Genomic DNA, 22,696 nt, shown 5'->3' with positions numbered 1-22,696 from the left:
ACAGGACCGTGAAACGCCTCAGCGCCGATGATAGTGCAGATACCTGTGTGAAAGTAGGACACCGCCAGACGCCCGATACCGAAGCCCAGCTCACACGAGCTGGGCTTTGTGCTTTGCAGTGGCGGATGGCCATCGTGAAGATCGCCATGTTGAGGCGAAACCCCCGACCCGCGGCCAAGCTGCCTGCTGCTTAAGATCCGCCCCTGTGGCCAACCTCGTTTCGGCCAGGGCCGGATCCGCTGTATTGCTGGAGCAGCCTGCGGCCAACGTTGGCCGCATGACACCCACCGGACAGACGTCCAAAAGCCCGCGCAAGCGGGCTTTGGCTTGTTTGAGCAAACATAAAAAGTCCGTTTGGCTGGGTTGTTGCTGCGCGCTGCACAGCAGACCAGCGCTGCTGCGGCCAACTTTGGCCGTAGCGTGGTGGTCTCAACCGGTACCCGACAACAACCCCCGCTCACCACGTCCCCCCGCCGGCCTGCGGCCGGCCCCCGGATGCGCCTGCGGCTTATGCCGGGCTACGGTCATTGATGAACGTTGGCCGCATGAACGGACGTAAAAAGCCCGCTTGCGCGGGCTTTTTTATTGATCTTCGCTGATCAGGCGCGTTTCAGCCTGGCTTTAAGCAGTGCCAGTGGCGGCGGGAGCAGCTGTTCCGGTGTGCTGAGGCCCAGTGCGTAGCGGATGACTTCTTTCTTTACCGGGCCGCTGTGGTTGGCCAGCTTCAGCCCTAGGTTGCGTACAAAGCGCAGCGGGCTGCTGTCGTTGCTGAAACCGTAGCAGAAGGCATCCATCAGGCGCTGCATGCCGTGGTTCGGTAGCAGGCGCTGGCGTTGGTAACGCTGCAGTACGGCCAGGCTGGCGATGTCTTCGCCCTGCTGTACGGCTTGTTCCAGTACCTGGCACAGTGCTTCGGCGTCTTGAAAACCCAGGTTGACGCCCTGGCCGGCCAGCGGGTGGATGGTATGGGCGGCGTCGCCGGCCAGGACGACACCGGCGCGTACGTAGTCCTGCGCGTGGCGGCGGATCAGCGCAAAGCTACCGCGGCTCACCACGTGGGTGAGGGTGGGCAGTGCGTCGGGGAACTCGCGGCTAAAGGCTGCGATCAGCGCGGTATCGTCCAGCTGCAGCAGCTGTTGTACTTGTTGCGGCTGGTGGTACCACACCAGGGAGGCGTAATCACCCGGCAGCGGTAGCAACGATTGCGGGCCGTTGGGGGTGAAGCGCTGCCAGGTGATGTCGCGTTCGCCGCCCGCTATGCCGACGGTAGCGACGAAGGCGTGCATGGGGTATTCGTGGCTGTTGAGGCCGATGCTGGCGGCGTCGCGTACTTGCGATTTGGCGCCATCAGCACCGATCACCAAACGGGCGACAAAGCTGCGGCCGCTGGCCAGCTCGATGCGGCTGCCACCGGCCTGGATGTCCAGCCGCTGGATGCTGTCCGGGCAGATCAGCTGGATGTTGGCATGTGGTTGCAGTGCCTGGGTGCAGGCCAGCTGCACGATGCGGTTTTCGATGATGTGGCCCAGGTTGGCCGCATCTACTTCGCCAGCGTCGAACAGCGTACCGGCGCTGCGCTCGTTTTCCCATACCTGCATGCGCTGGTAAGGCGCGCTGCGCATGCTGTCGATATGCTGCCAGGCACCGATGCGCTCCAGCAGCGCGCGCGAGGCGGGGCTGATGGCGGACACGCGCAGGTCGGGCGGGCTGTCGGGGTCGAACGGGGGCGGGGCTTGCTGTTCCAGCACGGCGATGTTCAGGCCGCTGTGGCCCAGCCGGGCAGCGATGGCGGTACCCACCATGCCGCCGCCCACGATGAAGATGTCTACATGTTCGACCATAAAACCCCCGATGGCATGCCGGCGTGGCCGACAGGAAAGCGGCTACTGTAGCAGTGCGCCCCGCGGCCAACTTTGGCCTGCGTCAATCATGGGCTGCCGAGTTTGTCCTGCAGGCGCGGGATGATGAAGCTCATGAAGGCCTGGTATTTGCGTGGTAGCGGCTGCTGGTAGGCAAATACCAGAAACACCGGCCAGCCGGCCGCACGCCAGTCTGGCAGCACTTCGGCCAGAATGCCTTTTTCTACCAGTGGCTGGCCCATATAGCTGGGTAGCAGGCCAATGCCGTGGTGTTGCTTGAGGATGGAGGCCACCACGCTGTACTGGTCAACGGTCAGCGCCGGGCGCAGCTTGATGGTGGTTTGCTGGTCCTCGCGCTCCAGCCGCCATTCTTCGCCCTGCTCGTTGTAGTAGGCGTTGCTGATGAGGCGGTGCAGCTGCAGGTCGTCCAGGGTATGCGGGCTGCCGTGTTCGGCCAGGTAGTCGGGCGAGGCGTACAGCTTTTCCCATACCAGGCCTACCGGGCGGGCCACCAGCCGGTCGTCGTGCACATTGCGCGTGCGCAGGCAGAAATCCAGCCCTTCTACTACCGGGTCGACCACGCGGTTTTCTACCTGCAGGCGTACTTGCAGCTCGGGAAACTCGTGTGCCAGCTCGGCCAGTAGCGGGCCCAGCAGCTGCTGCGCCAGGCCGGCGGAGCAGCCGATGCGCAGCGGGCCTTCTACCTTGTCTTTGCTTTCATCGATATCGGTGCGGATGCCCGTCAGCAGCAGGCGCAGCTTTTCAGCGTGGCGCGCCAGGCGTTGGCCGCTTTCGGTTAGCACCACGCGGCGGGTATTGCGCAGTACCAGCACGGTGCCCAGCTCTTGCTCCAGCTCTTTGATGAGCTGGCTCACGCGGCTTTTGGCGCAGCCCAGATCGTTGGCCGCCGCGGTAAAGCTGAGGCAACGGGCGAGGGCGTCAAAGGCCAGGAGGGCATCTGGCGGCAGGCTGGGCGTGGCTTTCATGTCAGGGCACAAGCGCGGTATCGGGCCTGCCAGTGTATCACCGTGCTTGCAATAATTGCGTAGCAAGGCGCTGGCCCAGGCTGGCGATGGCAGCCTCTAGCGCAGGGGTAAAAGGTTGGCCGCAATTGATGCGCAGGCAGTGGCCAAAGCGTGGCTCGGCCGAAAACGCCATGCCGGGGGCAAAGCTGATGCCGTCGGCCAGCGCGGCTTGCAGCAGTGCGGTGGTATCGCTCTGTGGCGGGCATTCTACCCATAGCAGCATGCCGCCTTGCGGCTTGCGGATGCGCGTGCCTTTGGGGAAGTGGCGCAGCACCGCGTCGGCGGTGGCGTGCATCTGGCTGGCCAGCTGTTGGCGGATGCGGGCGCTGGTGCGCTGGTAGTCGCCGCTGTCCAGCACATCGGCCAGCACCGCCTGCAACAGCGGCGACACCGTGAGCGTGCTGCTGGCCTGCAGCTGAGCCAGCGCGGCGTGGTGGCGGCCGGCGGCGACCCAGCCCAGGCGCAGCGACGGCGCGTAGCTCTTGGTAAACGAGGCGCAGTAGATCACCTGGTCGTGGTGGTCCCAGGCCTTGATCGGCGTGGGGCGTTCGCTGCCGTAGTACAGGTCGCCGAATACATCGTCCTCGATCAGTACCAGCCCGTACTGGCTGGCCAGCTGCAGCAGGCGTTTTTTGTGTTCGTCCGGCATCAGCGCACCGGTGGGGTTCTGGAAGTGCGGCACGCATACCAGGCATTTCACCGCCGGACCGTGGCGCAGGGCGAACTCCAGCGCCTCCAGCGAGAGCCCGCTATCCGGTGTGCAGGGGATTTCCAGCGCCTTCAGCCCCAGGCCCTGCAGCGTTTGCAGCAGGCCAAAGTACACTGGTGTTTCTACCGCCACGGTATCGCCCGGGCGGGTCAGGTGGCGTAGTGCCAGGCTGATGCCTTCGGTAATGCCATGGCAGGGCAGGATGCCGTCTGCCTGCAGCGACAAGCCGCGTTCAGCGGCAATGCGCTGCAAGCCATGGCACAGGCGGCGCTGGATATCACCCGGCAGGTGGGCGCCAATCAGCCCTGGCTGGCGCGTGAGGGTGCTTTGCAGCCGTCGTGCCAGCTCGGCCGACGGGTACAGCGTGGGCGAAGCCTCGGCCATGTGCAGCTGCCAGTGGATGCGCTCGTCACCCAGCTGCAGCAGGGTGGACATGCGGCTTTTCAGGTCGACCAGCGCGGCCGCCGCAGGCAGTGGTGAAGGTTGGCCGCGGCCGGGTGCCGGGTGCGGCAGCAGGGCGGCAAAGTAGCCGGCGCGCGGGCGGGCCACCACGCGCTGTTGTTGCTCCAGGTAGCGGTAGGCGGCCAGGGCGGTGAGCACGTTCACGCCGTGCTCGGCGGCCAGCGTGCGTACCGACGGCAGGCGGCTGCCGGGCGGGTAGTGGCCGCTGTCCAGCTGCTGCTGCAAGCTGGCCGCAATGCGCTGGTAGAGGGCGGGGTAGGCGGTATCGGTCATCGCTCTGTTATATAGAACAGCTGCACGGCGCGCCAGTGTGTTGTAGCCCGCTGTGGCAGGCAGGCCACGCGGCCAGCGCGTACAGTACGCTTACCGGTGCTGTTCTGCCTGCCGCCTGTGGCGGGCCATACAGCAAGCGGCTGCCTAGACGGCAGCACAGCCTGCGGGGGCTGGTTCACCCGTGGCGGCCTACCCGGAAGCCTTTGTATGAAAGAACAGCATGCTTAAACACTTACCCCCGTCTACCCTGATCGCCGGTGTGCTAACGATTGCCGTTGGCTATACCGGCCCCTTCCTCATCATCGTGCACGCCGCGCAGCAGGCCGGCCTGAGCGCCGCCGAGCTGGCCAGCTGGCTGTGGGCGGTGTCCATCGGCTCTGGCGTGGTGGGGCTGTGGCTGTCGTGGCGCTGGAAAATGCCCATCATTACCGCCTGGTCCACACCTGGTGCGGCGCTGCTGTTGGCCGCGCTGCCCACGGTGAGCTACCCCGAAGCGGTGGGCGGCTACGTGATCGCCGGGCTGCTGGTTTGGCTGATCGGCATCAGCGGGGCGTTTGATGCGCTGATGAAGCGCTTTCCGCCCGCGCTGGCGGCCGCCTTGCTGGCGGGCATTCTGTTCCGCTTTGTAGCCGAGCTGGTACCTGCCGTGCGCGAACACGCGGCGCTGGTACTGCCCATGGCGCTGATGTTCTTTGCTGGCCGCCGCCTGTGGCCGCGCTATGCACTGATGGGCGCGCTGGCACTGGGCGGGGTGTTTCTGGCCGCGACGGGCGGCTTTGCCGCGGCGCCCAGCCTGGCGAATAGCGCCAGCGGCCCGCTGTGGACCACACCGGTGTTTACGCTGGCTGGCCTGAGCAATATTGCCCTGCCGCTGACACTGATTGCCCTGACCGGCCAGTTTCTGCCCGGCATGGCGGTGCTGAAGAACGATGGCTACGACATCCCGGCGCGGGTGCCGGTGAGCGCGCTGGGCGGGGTATCGGCCCTGCTGGCACCGTTTGGCTGCCACGGCGTGGTGCTGGCCGCCATTACCGCCGCCATGTGCACCGGCCCCGAAGCCCACCCGGACCGCACCCAGCGCTGGAAAGCCGGCGTGGTGGCCGCCTGCTGCTACATTCTGGTGGCGCTGTTGGGTGGCGCTCTGGTGGCGCTGCTGCTGGTGCTGCCCAAGGCGCTGGTGATGGCCGCTGCGGCGCTGGCGCTGTTTGGCACGCTGGCCAGTTCGCTGTCGGCGGCGCTGGCTAGCGATACCCAGCGCGAGGCGGCGCTGCTCACCTTTGTGGTGGCCGCGTCGGGCGTCAGTTTTGCCGGTATCGGCGCGCCACTGTGGGCGCTGCTGGCCGGCGTGGCGGTAAGCTTGCTGCTGCGCTGGCAGCTGCCCAAGCCGGCCACAGGCGCTACATCCTGCCGCGAAAGCCGCGCCAAACGCTGAAAAGTGGCAATGCTGCCACTGCACAGGCCACATTCGCTGAGTGTTGGCCTGTTTTTCTATACAAATAGGCGATTGTATACAAAAATGCTGGCTTCACCGCTCACCACCGGAAGCCACCATGTTCCAGCCCGCCATCTACCAGCAGCGCCGCGACAAGCTTGCTGCCCTGCTGCCCGATAGCCTGATCCTGTTCCTGGGCAATGTTGATTCGCCAATGAACTACCGCGACAACATTTTCCCCTTTGTGCAGGACAGCTCGTTCCGCTACTTCTTTGGCCTGAACGAGCCGGGCCTCGCCGGGGTGATGGACACCGCCAGCGGCGACACCACGCTGTTCGGCAACGAGCCGGACGTGGCTGATATCGTGTGGACCGGCGAGCTACCCACGCTGGCCCAGCGCGCCGCCCGTGCCCAGGTTGGCCGCAGCCAGCCCTACGCCGATCTGGCCGCTGTACTGGTCAGCGCCCGCGCTGCCGGCCGTGCCGTGCACTATCTGCAGCCCTACCGTGGTGAAACCGTGCTGGTGCTGGCCGGCCTGCTGGACGCTACCCCGCACGCCGCGCAGCAAGGCTATAGCGAGGCGCTGACCCGCGCCGTGGTGAGCCTGCGTGAAATCAAGGGTGACGAAGAAATTGCCGAGATGGAAGCCGCGCTGGCAGTGACCCGCGACGCCCACCTGGCCGCCATGCGCGCCGCCCGCCCCGGCGTGCTGGAACACGCTATCGTCGGTGAAATGGAAGGCATCGTGCGCCGCCACGACTGGCAGCTTGCTTACCCCAGCATCTTCTCGCGCCGCGGCGAAGTGCTGCACAACCACCACCATAACCAGGTACTGCAGGCCGGTGACCTGGTCGTCAACGATACCGGCGCCGCCAGTGGCGGCGGCTACGCCAGCGATATCACCCGCACCATTCCGGTGGGCGGCAAGTTCAGCCCCCGCCAGCGCGAGTTGTACGACACCGTGCTGGCCATGCAGCTGGCCGCTATCGACGCTATCCGCCCCGGCGTGCGCTACCTGGACATCCACAAACTATCCGCCCGTGTGATGGTGGAGCGCATGAGCGCGCTGGGCTTCTTTCACGGTGACGCCGACGCCATCGTGGAAAGCGGCGCCTACGCCATTGCCTTCCCGCACGGCCTGGGCCACCAGATCGGCATGGACGTGCACGATATGGAAGGCCTGGGTGAAGACCTGGTGGGCTATGGCGATGGCACCGAGCGCAGCCCGCTGTTCGGCCTGGGCTACCTGCGCCTGGGCAAACCGCTCTTGGCCGGCATGGTGATTACCGTGGAGCCGGGCATTTACTTTATCCCGGCGCTGATCGACGCCTGGCAAGCCGAAGGCCGCCACGCGCAGTACATCAATTACGCCCGTTTCAACGAATACCGCGACTTTGGCGGTATCCGCATCGAGGATGACGTGCTGGTCACCGCCACCGGCAGCCGTGTGCTGGGCGAGCACATTGCCCGGACTGCTGACGAAGTCGAGGCCGTCATGGCCGGTTAACCGTGTTTCATCGTGCAATACTCCATCACTGATACCGCCCTCCGGGGCGGTTTTTTTTGTTTATGCTGTGGTATGGATGGCCTGATCCATAACAAACCGTTACCGATGCTTGCATAAAAAAGCTGTGCATTTGCTCGCCGTGTGCTTAGATAAAAGTACCGGCAAGCAAAGGGGAGTGAAAAAGCTTGCCCGGCCCCCCGCCACCCCAGGCGGCAAGACAATCCCGGGGTGTGGCCATCCAGCCCGATGGCCACACCCGCGAAGAGGAGAACCACCATGGAATACCACGCCCTGCAAACGCTCAGCCTGCCTGCCCAAACCGACCTGATTCATGTAGAGCAGCGCCCGCAGCGCCAGGTCACGCTGAAAAGCCCGGCCACCGAAGTGATGACCGACCTGCGCGTGATCGACCCCATCAGCATCAACGAAGACGCGCTGCTGGACGACGCCCACGCCCGCATGGTGAGCCACGGTATCCGCCTGCTGTTTGTCACCGACGCCGACGGCAGCTTTGCCGGCCTGCTCACCGCCACCGACGTGCTGGGCGAGCGCCCGCTGAAGCAGATCCACGAACACGGCAAGCGCCATAAAGAGATTGTGGTGGCCGATGTGATGACGCCGCGCAAGCAGCTGGAAGCACTGAACCTGGCCGATATCAGCCGCTCCACTGTGGGCCACGTGGTGGCCACCATGAAAGACCTGGGTCGCCAGCATTCGCTGGTGGTCGAGCACAACGAAGCCAGCGGCCACTACGAGGTGTGCGGCCTGTTCTCCACCTCGACCATCGCCCGCCGCCTGGGTACCTCGCTGAACTTTGTACGCGTACCCAAGGCGTTTTCCGAGATCGAACACGCGCTGATGCACGAAGAATAAGCAGCAGCCTGTTTTACTGACAAAACCCGGCCCCGCGCCGGGTTTTGTTTTGCCGGCGGCCAACCTTAGTCCATCTCGGCGTCCTGCGGCACCGCTGTGGTGTATTTGCAGGTGTTGATCACCACCAGCGACTCGAACTCGCGGACGTGCGGGTTGTTCATCAGGTGGGCGCGGGCAAAGCGCTCGTAGTCGGCCATGTCGCGTACCAGCACCATCAGCACAAAATCCGGGCGCCCGGTGACGTTGTAGCACTCCATTACCTCGGGCGCGGCCTGCATGCTGGCCTTGAAGGCGTCTACCAGCGGCGCTTGCGCGCGTTGCAGCATCACGTTTACCACCAGGCGCAGGCTGCGGCCGAATAGCGCCGGGTCCACCAGCGCCACCTCGCGCTGGATGTGGCCGTCGGCGCGCAGGCGTTTCAGGCGTCGGGTCACGGCGGTGGGCGACAGGTTTACCGCCTCGGCCAGCGCGTCGTGGGTCTGGCGGGCGTCTTCTTGCAGCAGCGCCAGCAGCTTGCGGTCGTAGTTATCCAGCATGTCAGTTTTCCTGCGTTGAAACGCCCAAAGTCGCAGCCTGGCTGCGCCGCTGTGCATGATAACGCAGCAGGCGGCAGCCGGTGGCTGCCTACACTGGCAGCATCACGCTACGGATACGCCTGCCATGACCACCGCCCGCCTTAGCCGCCGCCTTGCGGCCAACCTTGCCGACCTGTCTGCCAGCCGCTGGCTGCCCTACGCGCTGTTTGCCGGGCTGGTGACGATGTGGGCGTACAACTACGTGGTGATGAAGGTCACGTTGCAGGCCACCACGCCGCTGACACACCTGATTCTGCGCACCACCATCGGCAGCCTGACCCTGTTTGGCGTACTGATGGCCCGCGGGCGGGCGCGCAAGCCACAGCGGCTGCGCGATGCCAGCCTGGTGGGCCTGACCACCACCTTTGCCTACGGGCTAACAGTCACGCTGGCGCTGGTGGCGGGGGCGGCGGGGCGTACCTCGGTACTGGTGTTTACCATGCCGTTCTGGGTGGCACTGCTGTCGCACTGGCTGCTGGGCGAGCCGTTTACCGCCAACGCCCGCCGTGCACTGGCAGCCGGTTTTGCCGGGCTGATGCTGATTGTGGCGCCGTGGCAGCTGCACGGTGGCGTGCTGCCCATGCTGCTGGCGGTACTGGCCGGCCTGCTGTGGGCGCTGGGCTCGGTGCTGACCAAGCGGGCGGCACAGAACGGCCCGCTGGATAGCCTGAATTTTTCCGGCTGGCAGGCGCTGATCGGCCTGGCACCGCTAGCGTTGTTGCTGCCGTTTGCCGACTTTGCCGGTATCCAGTGGTCCGTGCAGTTTGTGCTGGGGCTGGTGTACTCCGGCGTGTTCTCCAGTGCCGTGGGCTGGCTGGCCTGGCTGTGGCTGCTGCGCCGCTTGCCGGCGTCTACGCTCAGTTTTAACGCGCTGGTGATTCCGGTGCTGGCAGTGGCCATGGCGGCCAGTAGCCTAGGCGAGTGGCCGGCCACGCGCGAGCTGGGCGGCATGCTGCTGATCGGTATTGGTATCTTGCTGATTGCGCGGCGCTAGCGTGCCCTGCGCGCCATACAGCCGGATGGCACCGTGAGGTATAGAAAAACCTTTATAGGATAATGGTATTTTGATAAATGGGCATGGCGTAACGGGGGCTCTATAATCCGGCAGAACCCCGCCTTACTGCTGAAAGTGCCCATGCTGGATCTATTTTTCTTGCGCGATGGCGTGCCTACTGCGCTGCTGTTACAGGGCACACACCGTAGCGACCTGGTCATCCTGTCGGTACTGGTTGCCGTGCTGTCGTCGATCATGGCCTTGCAGGTGGCGGGCATGGCGCGGCTGGCGCACAGCACGCTGCAGCGCCAAGTGGCTTTTCTTACCGGCTCATTTGCGCTGGGGGTGGGGATATGGTCCATGCATTTTATCGGCATGCTGGCCTTCGATTTTTGTACCCCGGTGCGCTACGACTACGGCCTGACACTGTTCTCCATGCTGCCGGCCATTTTTGCTTCCTGGGTCACACTCAACCTGCTGTGGCACCGGCAGATCAGCGCCATGCAGCTGGCACTGGGGGGCGTGCTGGTGGGCAGTGGCATTGGTGCCATGCACTACAGCGGCATGGCGGCCATGGTGATGGCACCACAGCTGCGGTATGACCCGCTGTGGTTCGCGGCGTCCATCGTGGTGGCCGTGGTGCTGGCCATGCTGGCGCTATGGATACGCTTTGGCCTGCGCCGCCGTGGCACGTTTACCGGCGTGCAGTCTATCGTGCTGGGCGGGGTGGTGATGGGCCTGGCCATTGCCGGCATGCACTACACCGGCATGGCGGCGGCGCGGTTTATCGGCAGCCCGGCGCCGGCAGGCACTGTGGCCAGTGACAACACCTACCTGGCGCTGGCCATTGCGCTGTTTACGCTGACGGCCAGCGTGTTCGTGCTGGCCGGTAACGCCATGCTGCGCTATCGCCAGCTGTTTGCCCAGATGAAGCAAAGCGAAGCCCAGCTGCGCGCGGTAGTGGATACCGCCGTGGATGGCATCATCACCATTGACCAGCACGGCATTATCCTGTCGGCCAACCATGCGGCAGAAAAAATGTTTGGCTGGCCGGCCACCGAGCTGGCCGGGCTCAATATCAACCACCTCATGCCAGACCCTTACCGCTCTGGCCACGATGGCTACCTGGCGAATTATCTGGCTACCGGCGATGCCCGAGTGATCGGGGTGGGCCGCGAGGTCATGGCGCAGCGCCGCGACGGCAGCGTGTTTCCCATCCGCCTGGCCGTGGGCCGGGCCCAGGCGGGCGACGCGCTGAGGTTTATCGGTTTCGTCACCGATATCAGCGAGCGCACACGCATGGAGCGCGAACTGCAGGCGCGTGAAACCCAGTACCGCACACTGATCGCCAATATGCCTGGCGTGGCGTTTCGCAGCCGTGTTGATGCAGACTGGAGCAAGCTGTTCATCAGCCAGGCCATTACCCAGCTGACCGGCTGGGACCGCGAGCTGTTTCTGAATGGCAGCCTGAGTATGGTCGGCATCATCCACCCGGACGACCTGCCCCGCGTGCGCGACACGGTAGACAGTGCACTGCGCGAGCACCGCTCCTACGTGGTGGAATACCGCCTTTTCCACCGCGATGGCGGCGAACGCTGGGTGTCGGAAAGTGCCGGCGGCGTGTACGACATGGACGAGACAGCGCAGTGGATAGACGGCGTGATTGTCGACATTACGGACAGCAAGGCGCGGGCGGCAGAGCACGAGGGTTTTGTCACCGCCATCCGGCACGCCATGGCCGTGGTGGAGTTCGACCTGGATGGCCGCATCCTGGACGCCAACGACAACTTCTTGCAGCTGGTGGGCTACCCGCTGGACGCGCTCTGCGGCCAACATCACCGCCTGCTCTGCCACGCGGACGAGGCCAACAGCCAGGCATACCAGGAATTCTGGCAGGCGCTGCGCCACGGCGAGTTCCGTAGCGGCGAGTTCTGCCGCCTGGCCCGGGACGGCAGCGAGGTGTGGATCCAGGCCACCTACAACCCCATACTCGACGCCGACGGCAAACCCTGGAAAGTGGTGAAGCTGGCCAGCGACCTGACCCTGCGCAAGCGCATGGAAGGCCAGCTGGTGGAGGCGCGCGACCGCGCCGAGCATGCAGCCCAGGCCAAAGGCATGTTCCTGGCCAATATGAGCCACGAAATCCGCACGCCGATGAACGCCATCATCGGCTTTACCGAGCTGCTGCTTGGCAGCCCGCTGGCACCCCAGCAGGCACGCCACCTGGCCACCGTGCGCGATTCGGCGCACTCGCTGCTACACCTGCTGAACGACATTCTGGATACCGCCAAACTGGAACGCGGCGCGCTGGAGCTGGAGCTGCAAGACTACTCGCTGTACAGCCTGTGCCAGCAACTGGTCAGCACCTTTGCCCTGCAAGCCGGGCGCAAGCAGCTGGCCCTGCAGCTGGACTACGCGGCCGACTGCCCGCGCGCCATCCACGGCGATGCCCTGCGCCTGCGCCAGATACTGACCAACCTGCTGGGCAACGCCGTGAAGTTTACCGAGCGCGGCAGTGTCACCCTGCACGTCAGCCTGCACGGTAGCCAGCTCCAGCTGACCGTGCGCGACACCGGTATCGGCATTGCTGCCGACCGGCTCGACAGCATCTTCGCCCCGTTTACCCAGGCCGATGCCAGCATGGCGCGCCGCTTTGGCGGTACCGGCCTGGGCACCGCCATTGCCCGCCAGCTGGCCGAGCTCATGCAAGGCCGTATCGAGGTACAGAGCCGCCTGGGCGAAGGCAGCTGCTTTACCGTTACCCTGCCTTACCAGCCCGCGCAGCAGGCCCCGGCCAGCGCGCGCCCGGCCGCCGGCGCCCCGGTACTGCCCCCGCTGCGTATCCTGGTGGTAGACGACGTGCCGCAAAACCTGGAGCTGCTACAGCTGGTGTTAACCAGCCACGGCCACACCGTGGTTGCCGCCGAAGGGGGCGAAGCCGGTGTGGCGCACTACCGGCAACAGCCGTTTGATGTGGTGTTGATGGACGTGCAAATGCCCGGTCTGGATGGCCTGCAAGCCACACGGCAGCTGCAGCAATGGGCCAGCAGCCAGCAGCAGCCCCTGGCCCCGGTCATCGCCCTCACCGCCAGCGTACTCAGCCAGGACCGCGCCGACGCGCTGGCTGCCGGCATGGTGGGTTTTGCCACCAAACCCGTCATGCCCGATGCCCTGCTAGCCGAAATCGCCCGTGTCCTGGGCTTGCAGCCTGCGGCCAACCCTGACGCGCACAGCACGACAGCTGCTATCGATACCGAGGGGGCCGTGGCCCGCTGGGGTAGCCTGGCCAAGCTGCACGACGTGTGGCGCCGTTTTCTGCGCGACTACCACGATACCGGTGCGCAGCTGGCCAGCGCCAGCCAGCCCGAGCGCAGCGCGCAGGCACACCGGCTGCGCGGCGTGGCGGCCAACCTGGGCCTGGTGCAGCTGGCCGGCCTGGCCGCCCGCATCGAGCAGGGCGACGCCCCCGACGACGCCTGGCAGGCACAGCTGGCTGCCACACTGGCCCAGCTGCAAGCCGCCCTGCCAGCCCTGGCCGATGACAGCCTGCCCGCAGGCCAACTCCAGCCAGCCCCTGCCGCCTTGCTACCCCACCTGGCCGCGCTGGAAAGCGCCTGCCAGCATGGCACCCTGGACGACGACAGCCTGGCGGCCCTGGCCGCCGCCCTGCCTGCCAGCCAGCTGGCCAGCCTGCAAGCGGCCCTGGACGAATTTGATTTTGATACGGCACTGCACGCGCTGGCACAGCTACGCCAGCACGTGGCAGGCCCCAACGAGCAAGCCTCATGACGACCGCACCCCAAGACACCCGGCCGCTACTGCTACTGGTAGACGACGAGCCCACCAACTTGCAGGTCCTGCGCCATATCCTGCAGGCCCACTACCGCCTGCAGTTTGCCCGCGACGGCGACAAAGCCCTGCAGCTGGCACGCCGCGAGCTGCCCGACCTGATCCTGCTGGACGTCATGATGCCCGGCATGACCGGCCTGCAAGTGTGCCAGCAGTTGAAAGCCCAGCCCGATACCGCCCGCATTCCGGTGATCTTTGTCACCGCACTGAGCGACAGTAGCGACGAGGCACAGGGCTTTGCCGCCGGCGCGGTGGACTACATCACCAAACCGGTCAGCCCGCCCATCGTGCTGGCCCGCGTGCGTACCCATTTGTCGCTGGTACGGGTAGAAGAGCTGCGCGACAGCCGGCTGCAGATCATTCGCCGCCTGGGCCGCGCCGCCGAATTCAAGGACAACGAAACCGGCCTGCACGTGATCCGCATGAGCCACTACGCGCGCGAGCTGGCGCTGGCGGCCGGCCAGGGCGAGGCGTGGGCCGACGAGCTGCTGGCCGCCGCCCCCATGCACGATATCGGCAAGATAGGCATACCCGACGCCATCCTGCAAAAGCCGGGCAAGCTGGACGCGGACGAATGGCGCATCATGCAGACCCACGCCGACATCGGCGCCCGCATCATGGGCGACGACCGTTCCAGCCTGCTGCAGATGGCCGCCACCATTGCGCACTGCCACCACGAACGCTGGGACGGCAGCGGCTACCCGCAAGGCCTGGCCGGCGAGGCCATCCCCTTGGCCGCCCGCATCGTGGCCATTGCCGACGTATTCGACGCCCTCACCAGCGTACGGCCGTATAAAGCAGCCTGGACGATAGAGGCCGCGCTGGCGCACATCACGGCCGAAGCCGGCCAGCATTTCGACCCGACGCTGGTGGCGCACTTTCTGGCGATCGAGCCCACGCTACGGCAGATCCAGGCGCGCTGGGCGGAGTAAGCCTGCAAGAAAATCGGCCCGCTGACGCGGGCCGCAGACAAAGGGCGCGGACAGTTACACCTGGAAGCGACCTACCAGCTTCTGCATGCGCAGTGCTACTTGCTCCATGGTGTCGGCCGTATGCGTGGTTTGCAGCGCGGTGTTGGCTACCTCCTGAGCGTGACCCACCACGCTTTCGATACGCTGCGCCACCTCTGTCGAGGCCTGCGACTGTTGCTGCAAGGCGCTGCTCAGCTCCGCTACGATGCCGGCAATCTGCTGGGACATATTGCGCAGGCTGGCCACACTTTCGCCAGCGCTACGGGCATCGGCCACGCTGGTGTTGACCATGGCCACACCGTTGCCGACCTCGGTTACCACCTGCTGTGTGGACTGCTGGATGCTGGTGACCATGCCTACGATTTCGTTGGTGGATTGTGCGGTGCGCTCCGCCAGCTTGCGGACTTCGTCGGCTACCACGGCAAAGCCGCGGCCCATTTCACCTGCCCTGGCAGCTTCGATGGCAGCGTTCAGTGCCAGCAGGTTGGTCTGGTCGGCAATGTCTTTGATAACCGCCACGATGGTGGAAATGCGCGACGAGTCATCTTGCAGCTGGGCAATGCGTTCTGCGGCAGATGTCACCACGCCCGCCACGTCCTGCGTACGCTTGATCAGGTCCTGCAGCATGGCGTAGCCCTGTACCGCCTGTTCGTCGGAGGTACGCGTCAGGCTGGCTGCCGATTCGGTATTGCTGGCCACGTGGCTGATGGAGACGGTCAGCTGTTCGGTGTTGGCCGCAATGCCGGAGGCGGCTTCGCTTTGCAGGCCTACGGCGTTTTCCATGTCCTTTACCGAGTGATGCAGCAGCTGGGACGATTGCAGCAGCGTTTGGGCGCTGTCACGGGTTTCCAGCATCGCTTCGCGCAGCTGGTGCTGCATACGCGACATGGCCTGGATCATCTGGCCGATTTCGTCGCGGGTGACGGGGGGCATGGCACTGCACAGATTGCCTTCGGCTATGTGGTTGGCCGCATCGATGGTGTCACGCAGGCGGCGGCTGATGCGCAGTGCCATCAGGAACGACAACAGAATGGCCAGCAGCAGGGCCAGTACCAAGGCAGTGTTACCCACCAGTACCGTACTGGAGACCGAATCGCGGGCGGCCGTAGCGGCTTGGCTGGCATGGTCATGCTTGAACTTGCCCAGTTTGTCGGTCTGGTCGCGTAGCTGGTTGGCTAGCGTTACCCACTCTTTTTTGGATAGTGCCAGCGCTTCGGCTTCTTTGCCTTGGTCGCGCAGGGCAAGGGCTTGTTCGACTGCCGCCCGGTAGGCGCTAGCTGCTGCTACGGTGGCTTGGTAGGTCTGGCGTTCTTCGTCGTTGGTGATCAGCGGCTCGTAGGCTTTCAGCGCCTCGCCCAGTTTGCCGTCCAGTTCCTGCAGTGATTTAGTCAGCTTGGCTTGCTCTTCCGGCGTGGTGGCCAGCAGCATTTCCAGGCTGCGTACGCGATAGCGCAGGCGCAGCTGGCTAATGTCGCCGGTGGTCTCGATCGAGGGCAGGGCATTGTCGGCAAGCGTCTGTACCGATTGGCGGATGCTGCCCACTTGCCATAGCAGGAACAGCATGGCCAGTACCAGGACGCCGCCACTAAGCAGGAAAGTCACCATGAACTTGCCGCGCATGGTCAGGTTATCGATAAAACGCATTGTGTCTCTCCGTCAGTTTATTCTTTTGTATTCCCTTTCCAATAATAGCCATATTTATCCGGGTATTTTTTATAAAAATGGCCGATTGCCGCGCTGCCGGAACCCTGATGCCGGGCCGGCGCGCATACGCGACAGTCGCCAAAAAACAGCGCCCCCGGCTGACGGACTGCAGCAGGGGGCGGGAAGGCAGTGTGGTTGGCTATCAGCGCTTGCCGGCAGCTTCTTCGCGGCGGCGCTTGGCTTCTTCCAGCAGGTACACCTGGTAGTCGTCCAGGTCGCCTTCAAAGTCGCTGACGCCACCGCGCGATACCAGCCAGAACTCGTCGCACACGGCGCGCAGCAGGGCGCGGTCGTGGCTGACCAGCATCACCGAGCCTTCGAATTCGTTGAGCGCCACACTCAGCGCCTCGCGCGTGGCCAGGTCCAGGTGGTTGGTCGGTTCATCCAGCAGCAGCAGGTTGGGGCGCAGCCACACGATCATGCACAGCACCAGGCGGGCTTTTTCGCCGCCGCTCATGCTGCCGACGGCTTGCTTCACCATGTCGCCGCTGAAATTGAAGGTGCCCAGGAAGTTACGCAGGCCTTGTTCGCGGCAGTCGGCGGCGGGCGGGCGCAGCGCGGCGGGGGTGTCGCGTGCCAGGCGCAGCATGTGCTGCAGCGGGTCGTCCTCGGGGCGCAGTACGTCCAGCTCCTGCTGCGAGAAGTAGCCGATGCTCAAGCCTTTGCCACGGATGACTTCGCCGCTGACCGGGCGCAGCGCCTCGGCCACGGTTTTGACCAGGGTGGATTTACCCTGGCCGTTGGCGCCCAGAATACCGATGCGCTGGCCGGCCAGCACCGAGCGGCGCACGCCCTGCACGATCACCGTGGGCGGTGTACCGGCGGGTGCGTCGTCTGGCGCCGGGTAGCCGAAGGCGGCTTCGCTCAGCGTCAGCATGGGGTTGGGCAGGCTGGACGGTTCTTTGAACTCGAACTGGAATTCGGCGTCGGCCAGTACCGGCGCAATCTTCTCCATGCGCTCCAGTGCTTTCACGCGGCTTTGCGCCTGCTTGGCCTTGCTGGCCTTGGCCTTGAAGCGGTCGATAAACTTTTGCAGGTGGGCGATCTTTTCCTGCTGCTTGGCCTGCGCAGCCTGCTGCAGCACCATCTGCTCGGCGCGCATGTCTTCAAACTTGCTGTAGTTGCCGCCGTAGCGCACCAGCTTGCCGTGGTCGATGTGCAGGGTGACGTTGGTGATGGCGTCCAGAAACTCGCGGTCGTGGCTGATTACCACCAGGGTGCCGGCGTATTGCTTGAGCCAGGCTTCCAGCCACACCAGGGCGTCCAGATCCAAGTGGTTGGTAGGTTCGTCCAGTAGCAAGAGGTCGGACGGGCACATCAGCGCCCGCGCCAGCTGCAGGCGCATACGCCAGCCACCGGAAAAGCTGTTTACCGGGCGCTGCAGCTCGGCCACGCTAAAACCCAGGCCCAGAATCAACGCCTGGGCGCGGGCGGGGGCGTCGTGCGCGCCGGCGTCGTTCAGCGCGGTGTAGGCGTGCGCCATGCGCATGTAGTCTTCGCCAGCCTCGGCTTCGGCCACTTCCTGCTGCGCGGCCAGCAGGGCGGTATCGCCCTCCACTACAAAGTCGGTAGCGCTTTGCGCGGTTTCCGGCATGTCCTGCGCCACCTGCGCCATGCGCCACTGGCTAGGGATGTGAAAGTCGCCGCCGTCTTCGTGCAGGCTGCCGTTCAACACGGCAAACAGCGACGATTTACCGGCGCCATTACGGCCCACCAGGCCGACTTTTTCACCCGGGTTCAGGGTAACGGTGGCGCCATCCAGCAGCAGCTTGCTGCCCCGGCGCAGTACAACATTTTTAAGCGTGATCATGAATACAGCCGCCAGGCGACCCGAAAAGGTAAAGCCGCACTGGCGCAGGGCCGGGTAACGACAGGGGGCGGTCAAGGTTGGCCGCCGTAAGCGGCTGCATGGTACCACGCCAGGCAGGTGCGCTGAGGCGCGCTGTGGTCATGCGGCGGCGCGTGTGATTCGATAATGCAAAAAAGCTTTCACACAAAACTAAAGTAATGATAAGGTAACACCACTGCGTGAAAGTGCAGTGTAGATACAGATCAGTCAGTAGGGCGCGGCAGCCATGCCGCGCCCTTTTTCATGCCTGCCGTGCTGCCCGTCAGGCTGCGGCGCGCTGGCATAGCGCCGCCATCAGCCACGCCATGTCGGCAGATACCACCCCGCCGGGCGGCAAAATGAAATGGTAGCCCTGCAGCGCCACCGCCTGCGCTAGCGGCCGCACCAGGGCGCCGCTGGCCAGCTCTGGCCCCACCAGCAGCGGGTTGGCCAGCGCGATGCCCTTGTGCGCCAGGCAGGCGTCCAGCGTCTGGTCGGCGCTGTAGTACACCATCTGCGGTTGCAGCTGCACGTGCAGGCCCTGTGCGGCCAACCATAGCTGCCACCATTCGCCATCGTCTTCATGAATCAGCGTGTGTTGCAGCAGCGCGGCCGGGCTGGCCGGCGTGCCGTGCTGCGCCAGATACGCCGGGGTGCACACCGGGAACACCGGTGGCACGGCCAGCGTGTGGTGGTAGCCGGGCAGGCGGGCGATATCGTCGGCCACCAGGCCCAGGTCGGCCTGGCCGGCTTGTAGCTGGCAAAACGTGGCGTGCGGCTCTATCGCCAGGCGCAGGCCGGGGCGCTGCGCCAGCAGGCTATCCAGCAGCGGGGCCAGCCAGCGCCGCGCCAGGCCCGGCACCACCATCAGCCGCAGCAGGGCAGGCTGCGGCTGCGCCAGGGCGGCACTGGCTGCGGCCAGCTCGTCCAGCAGGCGGCTGGCGGTGGCCAGATACTGCACCCCGGCGGCAGTGGGCTGCACGCCACGCGCATTGCGCTGAAACAGCGCCACCCCCAGCCAGCTTTCCAGCTGCCGCACGTGCCGGCCTATGGCCGGCTGGGTCACGTTCAGCTCCTGCGCCGCGGCCACAAAGCTGCCCAGCCGGGCGGCGGCCTCAAAGGCGCGAACACTATTAAGCGGGGGCAGGCGGCGGGCCATGGCGGCTCCAGCTGTTAAATTAATTAACACAAGGTAGCAAAAAGCGTGTCTTGCCGGTAGCGGCACGCGCTGGCCACACTGTGGCAACACTTGCGGAGCCGCCATGTACCAGCCCTTCTACCACGCCGACCAGTACCGCCCCCAGCTCACCCCGCCCAGCTACTGGCACGCCACCACGGCGCGGCCAACCCTGGCGCCCGGCAGCGGCGAGCACACGGTGGATGTGGCCATTATCGGCGGCGGCTACTGCGGGCTGTCGGCGGCACTGCACCTGGCGCGCGACCACGGCGCCAGCGTGGCGGTGCTGGAGGCGGGCGACATAGGCTGGGGCGCGTCTGGCCGCAACGCCGGCTTCAATACCTTGCCCGCTACCAAGCACGACTACGCCGGCCTGCTGCGCCAGCTGGGCCCGGCCGGTGCCGCCGGTTTCATGGCCGCACAAAACGAGGCCATGCAGCTGGTGGCCACGCTGGCGGCAGAGGAGGGCTTGGCCACCCAGGCCTGTGGCAGCGGCAGCTACGTGGTGGCGCACAGCCCGGCCGCCTGGGATGCGCTGCAGGCCGAGCACGACGCCTGGCAGCAGCACACGCCGGTAGCCTGCCGCCTGCTGCCGCGCCAGGTGTTTGCCGGCATGGGGCACGATGGCCCGGCGCAGCACGGCGCACTGCATATCCTGCAAGGTGGCGGGCTGAACCCGCTGGCGCTGGTGTGCGGCCTGGCGCAGGCGGCGCAGCGCCACGGAGCCGTGCTGCTGCCGCAGCAGCCGGTAAGCCGCTGGCAGCGCCACACCGCCGGCCACACCTTGCACGCCAGCGGCAGCGTGGTACACGCCCGCCAGCTACTGCTGGCCACCAATGGCTACCTGCCGGGCGTACTGCCACCCGCGCTGCGCCAGCGCACCCTGCCGGTGATCTCCAACATCATCGTGACCCGCCCGCTAAGCGCAGCAGAGTGGGAAGCCTACCGCTACCACAGCGAGACCCCCATGTTCGACACCCGCCACCTGCTGAGCTACTGGCGCCGCCTGCCCGATGGCCGCCTGCTGTTTGGCGCCCGTGGCGACCTGAGCGGCAGCGACGCCAGCGGCCAGCGCCAGCGCGCCCTGTTGCAGGCACAGTTGGCCGCCCGCTTTCCCGCCTGGGCCGGGGTGGAGATCGACTACTTCTGGCGCGGGCTCATCGCCGTTAACCGGCGCATGCTGCCGCAATATGGCACCCTGCCGGATGATGGCAGCGTGTGGCACGCCGCCGGCTGCTTTGGCAGCGGTGTCAGCACCATGCCGTGGCTGGGCCGCGCGCTGGCACGCGCCATGGCCGGGCAGCCGCCCACCGCCACCGAAGCCGCCTGCGCCATGCACGGCCTGGCCCCGCGCCTGCCGCCCGCCACCGCGCTGCAAAAGCTGGGCCTGCGCCTTGCTTATACCGCCTACGCCTGGCGTGACCGTTTTAGTGAACCCGCTTGAGGAGCCCCGCATGACTGCATTGATCTACCGCCCGCTGCTCGCCATCGCGCTGGCGGCTGCCAGTATGGCCAGCCACGCCGCCGGTGTGGTGAACGTGTACAACTGGACCGACTACGTGGCCGACAGCACCAACGCCAACTTCACCCGCGCCACCGGTATCAAGGTGCGCTACGACGTGTTCGATAGCAACGAGATCCTGCGCGCCAAACTGATGACCGGCAAAAGCGGCTACGACGTGGTGGTGCCCTCGCACAACACGCTGGCGCTGGGCATACGCGGCGGGCTGTTTTTGCCGCTGGATAAAACAAAGCTGCCCAACCTCAAGCACCTGGACCCGGCCATCCTCAAGATCGTGGAGCAGTTCGACCCCGGCCAGCGCTACGGCGTGCCCAACTACTGGGGCTTTAACACCGTGGGCATCAATGTAGACAAGGTGAGCAAGGCGCTGGGCGGCAAGCTGCCAGCCAACCCGTGGGACCTGATCTTCAAGCCCGAATACACCGCCAAGCTGCAAGGCTGTGGCATCAGCGTGCTGGATTCCCCCAGCGAGTTTTTCCCGGTAGCGCTGCACTATTTTGGCCTGGACCCCAACAGCAACAAGCTGGCCGACTACCAGACCGTGGCCAGCAAGCTCAAAGCCGTGCGCCCGCATTACAAGCTGTTTTCCGGCTCCAGCTACTACAACCAGATGGCCAGCGGCGACCTGTGTGTCGCCATGGGCTATAACGGCGACTTCAACCTGGCGCGCCAGCGCGCCGAAGAAGCGCGCAACGGCATCAAGATCCAGGCGCTGCTTGCCCCCGGCGCCGACCTGTGGGTAGACATGTGGGCCATCCCGCGGGATGCGGCCAACGTAGACAACGCCCACGCCTACATCAACGCCATGCTGGACCCGAAAACCGCCGCCGCCAACGCCAACCACGTGGCCTACGCCACCGCCGTACTGGCCGCCCGCCCGCACATGCAGCCCGCGCTGGTGAACAACCGCACCATCTTCCCGCAGCCTGCCGACTTGCAAGGCAGCTTTGTCGCACTCACCCCCGACCCCAAAACCATCAACGGCTACACCCGCATCTGGCAGCAGCTGCGCAGCGGGCGCTAGGCCGTTTACTGGCGGGTCCATGTTGGCCGCAAGCCCTCACCCCTGACCCCTCTCCCCGAGGGAGGGGGGAATGATGGTGCGCAGCCGTGGGTAGCGTGCTGGGTGGGCGCTACACTGCGGCCAACCTTCGGCCTGCGTGTTGCGGCCAACCCGGCAAGGTGTAGCGTGCTGGTGTGCCCCCCTCGCCCTGCGGGAGAGGGGCCGGGGGTGAGGGCGCCCTGCGGCCAACCTTACCCCGCATAGATCGTTGACATCCGCCACTTCTCGCCCTGCGAGAGAACGCAATGCCGGTACGCAGCCGTAGGTAGGCTTGCGCCAGCCGCCTGAGCGATGCGGCCAACCCGGCAAGGTGTAGCGCGCTGGTGTGCCCCCCTCGCCCTGCGGGAGAGGGGCCGGGGGTGAGGGCGCGACGCGGCCAACCCTACAGCGGCAGCGCGTGGGTGAGCTTGGCGGTTTCCATCGGTACTTCGGTTTTCACGCTTTGCACGCTGGCAATGCGCGTGAGCTCATGTGCGTGAAACTGCCGGTACGACGCCAGATCGGTAGTGACAATGCGCAGCAGCATGTCGCACTCGCCCGCCATCACGTGGCATTCCACCACCTGCGGCATATCGCGCACCGCCTGGATAAAGTGGTTGGTGGTGTCCGCGTCTTGCGCCTTGAGCCATACCCGCGCAAACAGCGTGAGCCCCGCGCCCACCTTGCTGCCATCCAGCACCGCCACGTAGCGGCTTATCACTCCCGCCTCTTCCAGCTGGCGCACGCGGCGCAGGCAGCTGGACGGCGACAGCCCCACCTGCTGCGCCAGGGTAGCGTTTTGTATGCGGCCATCGCGCTGCAGCGCCTGCAGAATGCGGCGGTCGAGCTTATCCAGTTTTACGGCATCCAATTTCAACACCTGCCTGTTTTGTG

General features: G+C 65.5%; 17 protein-coding genes. 9 read left to right on the top strand and 8 right to left on the bottom strand.

Annotated features, from left to right (window positions below; all coding sequences use genetic code 11):
- Nucleotides 1-194, top strand: a 194-nt coding sequence (locus ACZ9XP_RS17245) for a hypothetical protein (protein ID WP_465188875.1), incomplete at its 5' end; no start/stop codon positions are given.
- A gap of 405 nt (nucleotides 195-599) precedes the next feature.
- On the opposite strand, the gene ACZ9XP_RS17240 is transcribed toward ACZ9XP_RS17245, so the two are convergent.
- The 3 genes from ACZ9XP_RS17240 to ACZ9XP_RS17230 all read right to left on the bottom strand — a co-directional run bounded on the left by ACZ9XP_RS17240 (nucleotide 600) and on the right by ACZ9XP_RS17230 (nucleotide 4,328).
- Nucleotides 600-1,841, bottom strand: coding sequence for a UbiH/UbiF/VisC/COQ6 family ubiquinone biosynthesis hydroxylase (locus tag ACZ9XP_RS17240; protein ID WP_465188874.1), 1,242 nt, complete (start codon nucleotides 1,839-1,841; stop codon nucleotides 600-602).
- Nucleotides 1,842-1,927: 86 nt separating this feature from the next.
- The gene (locus ACZ9XP_RS17235) at nucleotides 1,928-2,845 is read right to left on the bottom strand and encodes a LysR family transcriptional regulator (RefSeq protein ID WP_465188873.1); all 918 of its coding nucleotides are present in this window, start codon (nucleotides 2,843-2,845) and stop codon (nucleotides 1,928-1,930) included.
- A 37-nt stretch (nucleotides 2,846-2,882) separates the two neighbouring features.
- Nucleotides 2,883-4,328: an aminotransferase-like domain-containing protein gene (locus ACZ9XP_RS17230; protein WP_465188872.1), complete on the bottom strand. Its 1,446-nt coding sequence runs from the start codon at nucleotides 4,326-4,328 to the stop codon at nucleotides 2,883-2,885.
- A gap of 220 nt (nucleotides 4,329-4,548) precedes the next feature.
- On the opposite strand from ACZ9XP_RS17230, the gene ACZ9XP_RS17225 reads away from it, so the two are divergent.
- From ACZ9XP_RS17225 to ACZ9XP_RS17215, 3 genes are all read left to right on the top strand, one after another.
- Entirely contained in the window at nucleotides 4,549-5,760 is a 1,212-nt protein-coding gene (locus tag ACZ9XP_RS17225) for a benzoate/H(+) symporter BenE family transporter (RefSeq protein ID WP_147683416.1), read from the top strand.
- 118 nt (nucleotides 5,761-5,878) lie between these two features.
- A complete protein-coding gene (locus ACZ9XP_RS17220) occupies nucleotides 5,879-7,267 on the top strand; it encodes an aminopeptidase P family protein (protein WP_465188871.1) in 1,389 nt (462 codons plus the stop codon).
- Between the two features lie 276 nt (nucleotides 7,268-7,543).
- Entirely contained in the window at nucleotides 7,544-8,140 is a 597-nt protein-coding gene (locus ACZ9XP_RS17215; protein ID WP_147683421.1) for a CBS domain-containing protein, read from the top strand.
- 65 nt (nucleotides 8,141-8,205) lie between these two features.
- Here the strand turns inward: ACZ9XP_RS17215 and ACZ9XP_RS17210 are convergent, their stop codons facing one another.
- A complete protein-coding gene (locus tag ACZ9XP_RS17210) occupies nucleotides 8,206-8,676 on the bottom strand; it encodes an Lrp/AsnC family transcriptional regulator (protein WP_465188870.1) in 471 nt (156 codons plus the stop codon).
- 124 nt (nucleotides 8,677-8,800) lie between these two features.
- On the opposite strand from ACZ9XP_RS17210, the gene ACZ9XP_RS17205 reads away from it, so the two are divergent.
- From ACZ9XP_RS17205 to ACZ9XP_RS17195, 3 genes are all read left to right on the top strand, one after another.
- Nucleotides 8,801-9,709 carry a DMT family transporter gene (locus tag ACZ9XP_RS17205; RefSeq protein WP_465188869.1) on the top strand — a complete coding sequence of 303 codons (909 nt, stop codon included), beginning with the start codon at nucleotides 8,801-8,803 and terminating at the stop codon, nucleotides 9,707-9,709.
- A 141-nt stretch (nucleotides 9,710-9,850) separates the two neighbouring features.
- Entirely contained in the window at nucleotides 9,851-13,498 is a 3,648-nt protein-coding gene (locus tag ACZ9XP_RS17200; RefSeq protein ID WP_465188868.1) for a PAS domain S-box protein, read from the top strand.
- Nucleotides 13,495-14,490 carry a response regulator gene (locus ACZ9XP_RS17195; protein ID WP_465188867.1) on the top strand — a complete coding sequence of 332 codons (996 nt, stop codon included), beginning with the start codon at nucleotides 13,495-13,497 and terminating at the stop codon, nucleotides 14,488-14,490. Before ACZ9XP_RS17200 ends, ACZ9XP_RS17195 begins: the two co-directional genes overlap by 4 nt.
- Nucleotides 14,491-14,544: 54 nt before the next feature.
- On the opposite strand, the gene ACZ9XP_RS17190 is transcribed toward ACZ9XP_RS17195, so the two are convergent.
- The 3 genes from ACZ9XP_RS17190 to ACZ9XP_RS17180 form a co-directional block, all read right to left on the bottom strand.
- Complete coding sequence (locus tag ACZ9XP_RS17190) at nucleotides 14,545-16,173, bottom strand: methyl-accepting chemotaxis protein (RefSeq protein ID WP_465188866.1); 1,629 nt, start codon at nucleotides 16,171-16,173, stop codon at nucleotides 14,545-14,547.
- Between the two features lie 202 nt (nucleotides 16,174-16,375).
- On the bottom strand, nucleotides 16,376-18,043 hold the full coding sequence (locus ACZ9XP_RS17185; RefSeq protein ID WP_147683434.1) for an ABC-F family ATP-binding cassette domain-containing protein: 1,668 nt from the start codon (nucleotides 18,041-18,043) through the stop codon (nucleotides 16,376-16,378).
- Between the two features lie 301 nt (nucleotides 18,044-18,344).
- The gene (locus ACZ9XP_RS17180) at nucleotides 18,345-19,220 is read right to left on the bottom strand and encodes a LysR substrate-binding domain-containing protein (protein WP_465188865.1); all 876 of its coding nucleotides are present in this window, start codon (nucleotides 19,218-19,220) and stop codon (nucleotides 18,345-18,347) included.
- 103 nt (nucleotides 19,221-19,323) lie between these two features.
- Between ACZ9XP_RS17180 and ACZ9XP_RS17175 the strand changes: the two genes are divergently transcribed.
- Nucleotides 19,324-20,682, top strand: a complete 1,359-nt coding sequence (locus ACZ9XP_RS17175; RefSeq protein ID WP_465188864.1) for an NAD(P)/FAD-dependent oxidoreductase — start codon at nucleotides 19,324-19,326, stop codon at nucleotides 20,680-20,682.
- A 10-nt stretch (nucleotides 20,683-20,692) separates the two neighbouring features.
- Complete coding sequence (locus ACZ9XP_RS17170) at nucleotides 20,693-21,784, top strand: extracellular solute-binding protein (protein ID WP_465188863.1); 1,092 nt, start codon at nucleotides 20,693-20,695, stop codon at nucleotides 21,782-21,784.
- 421 nt (nucleotides 21,785-22,205) lie between these two features.
- Here the strand turns inward: ACZ9XP_RS17170 and ACZ9XP_RS17165 are convergent, their stop codons facing one another.
- Entirely contained in the window at nucleotides 22,206-22,679 is a 474-nt protein-coding gene (locus ACZ9XP_RS17165) for an Lrp/AsnC family transcriptional regulator (RefSeq protein ID WP_438697542.1), read from the bottom strand.
- Nucleotides 22,680-22,696 lie beyond the last annotated feature (17 nt).

It is taken from the genome of Vogesella perlucida (assembly GCF_979366545.1).
This window is presented reverse-complemented; position numbering and strand designations above follow the sequence as displayed.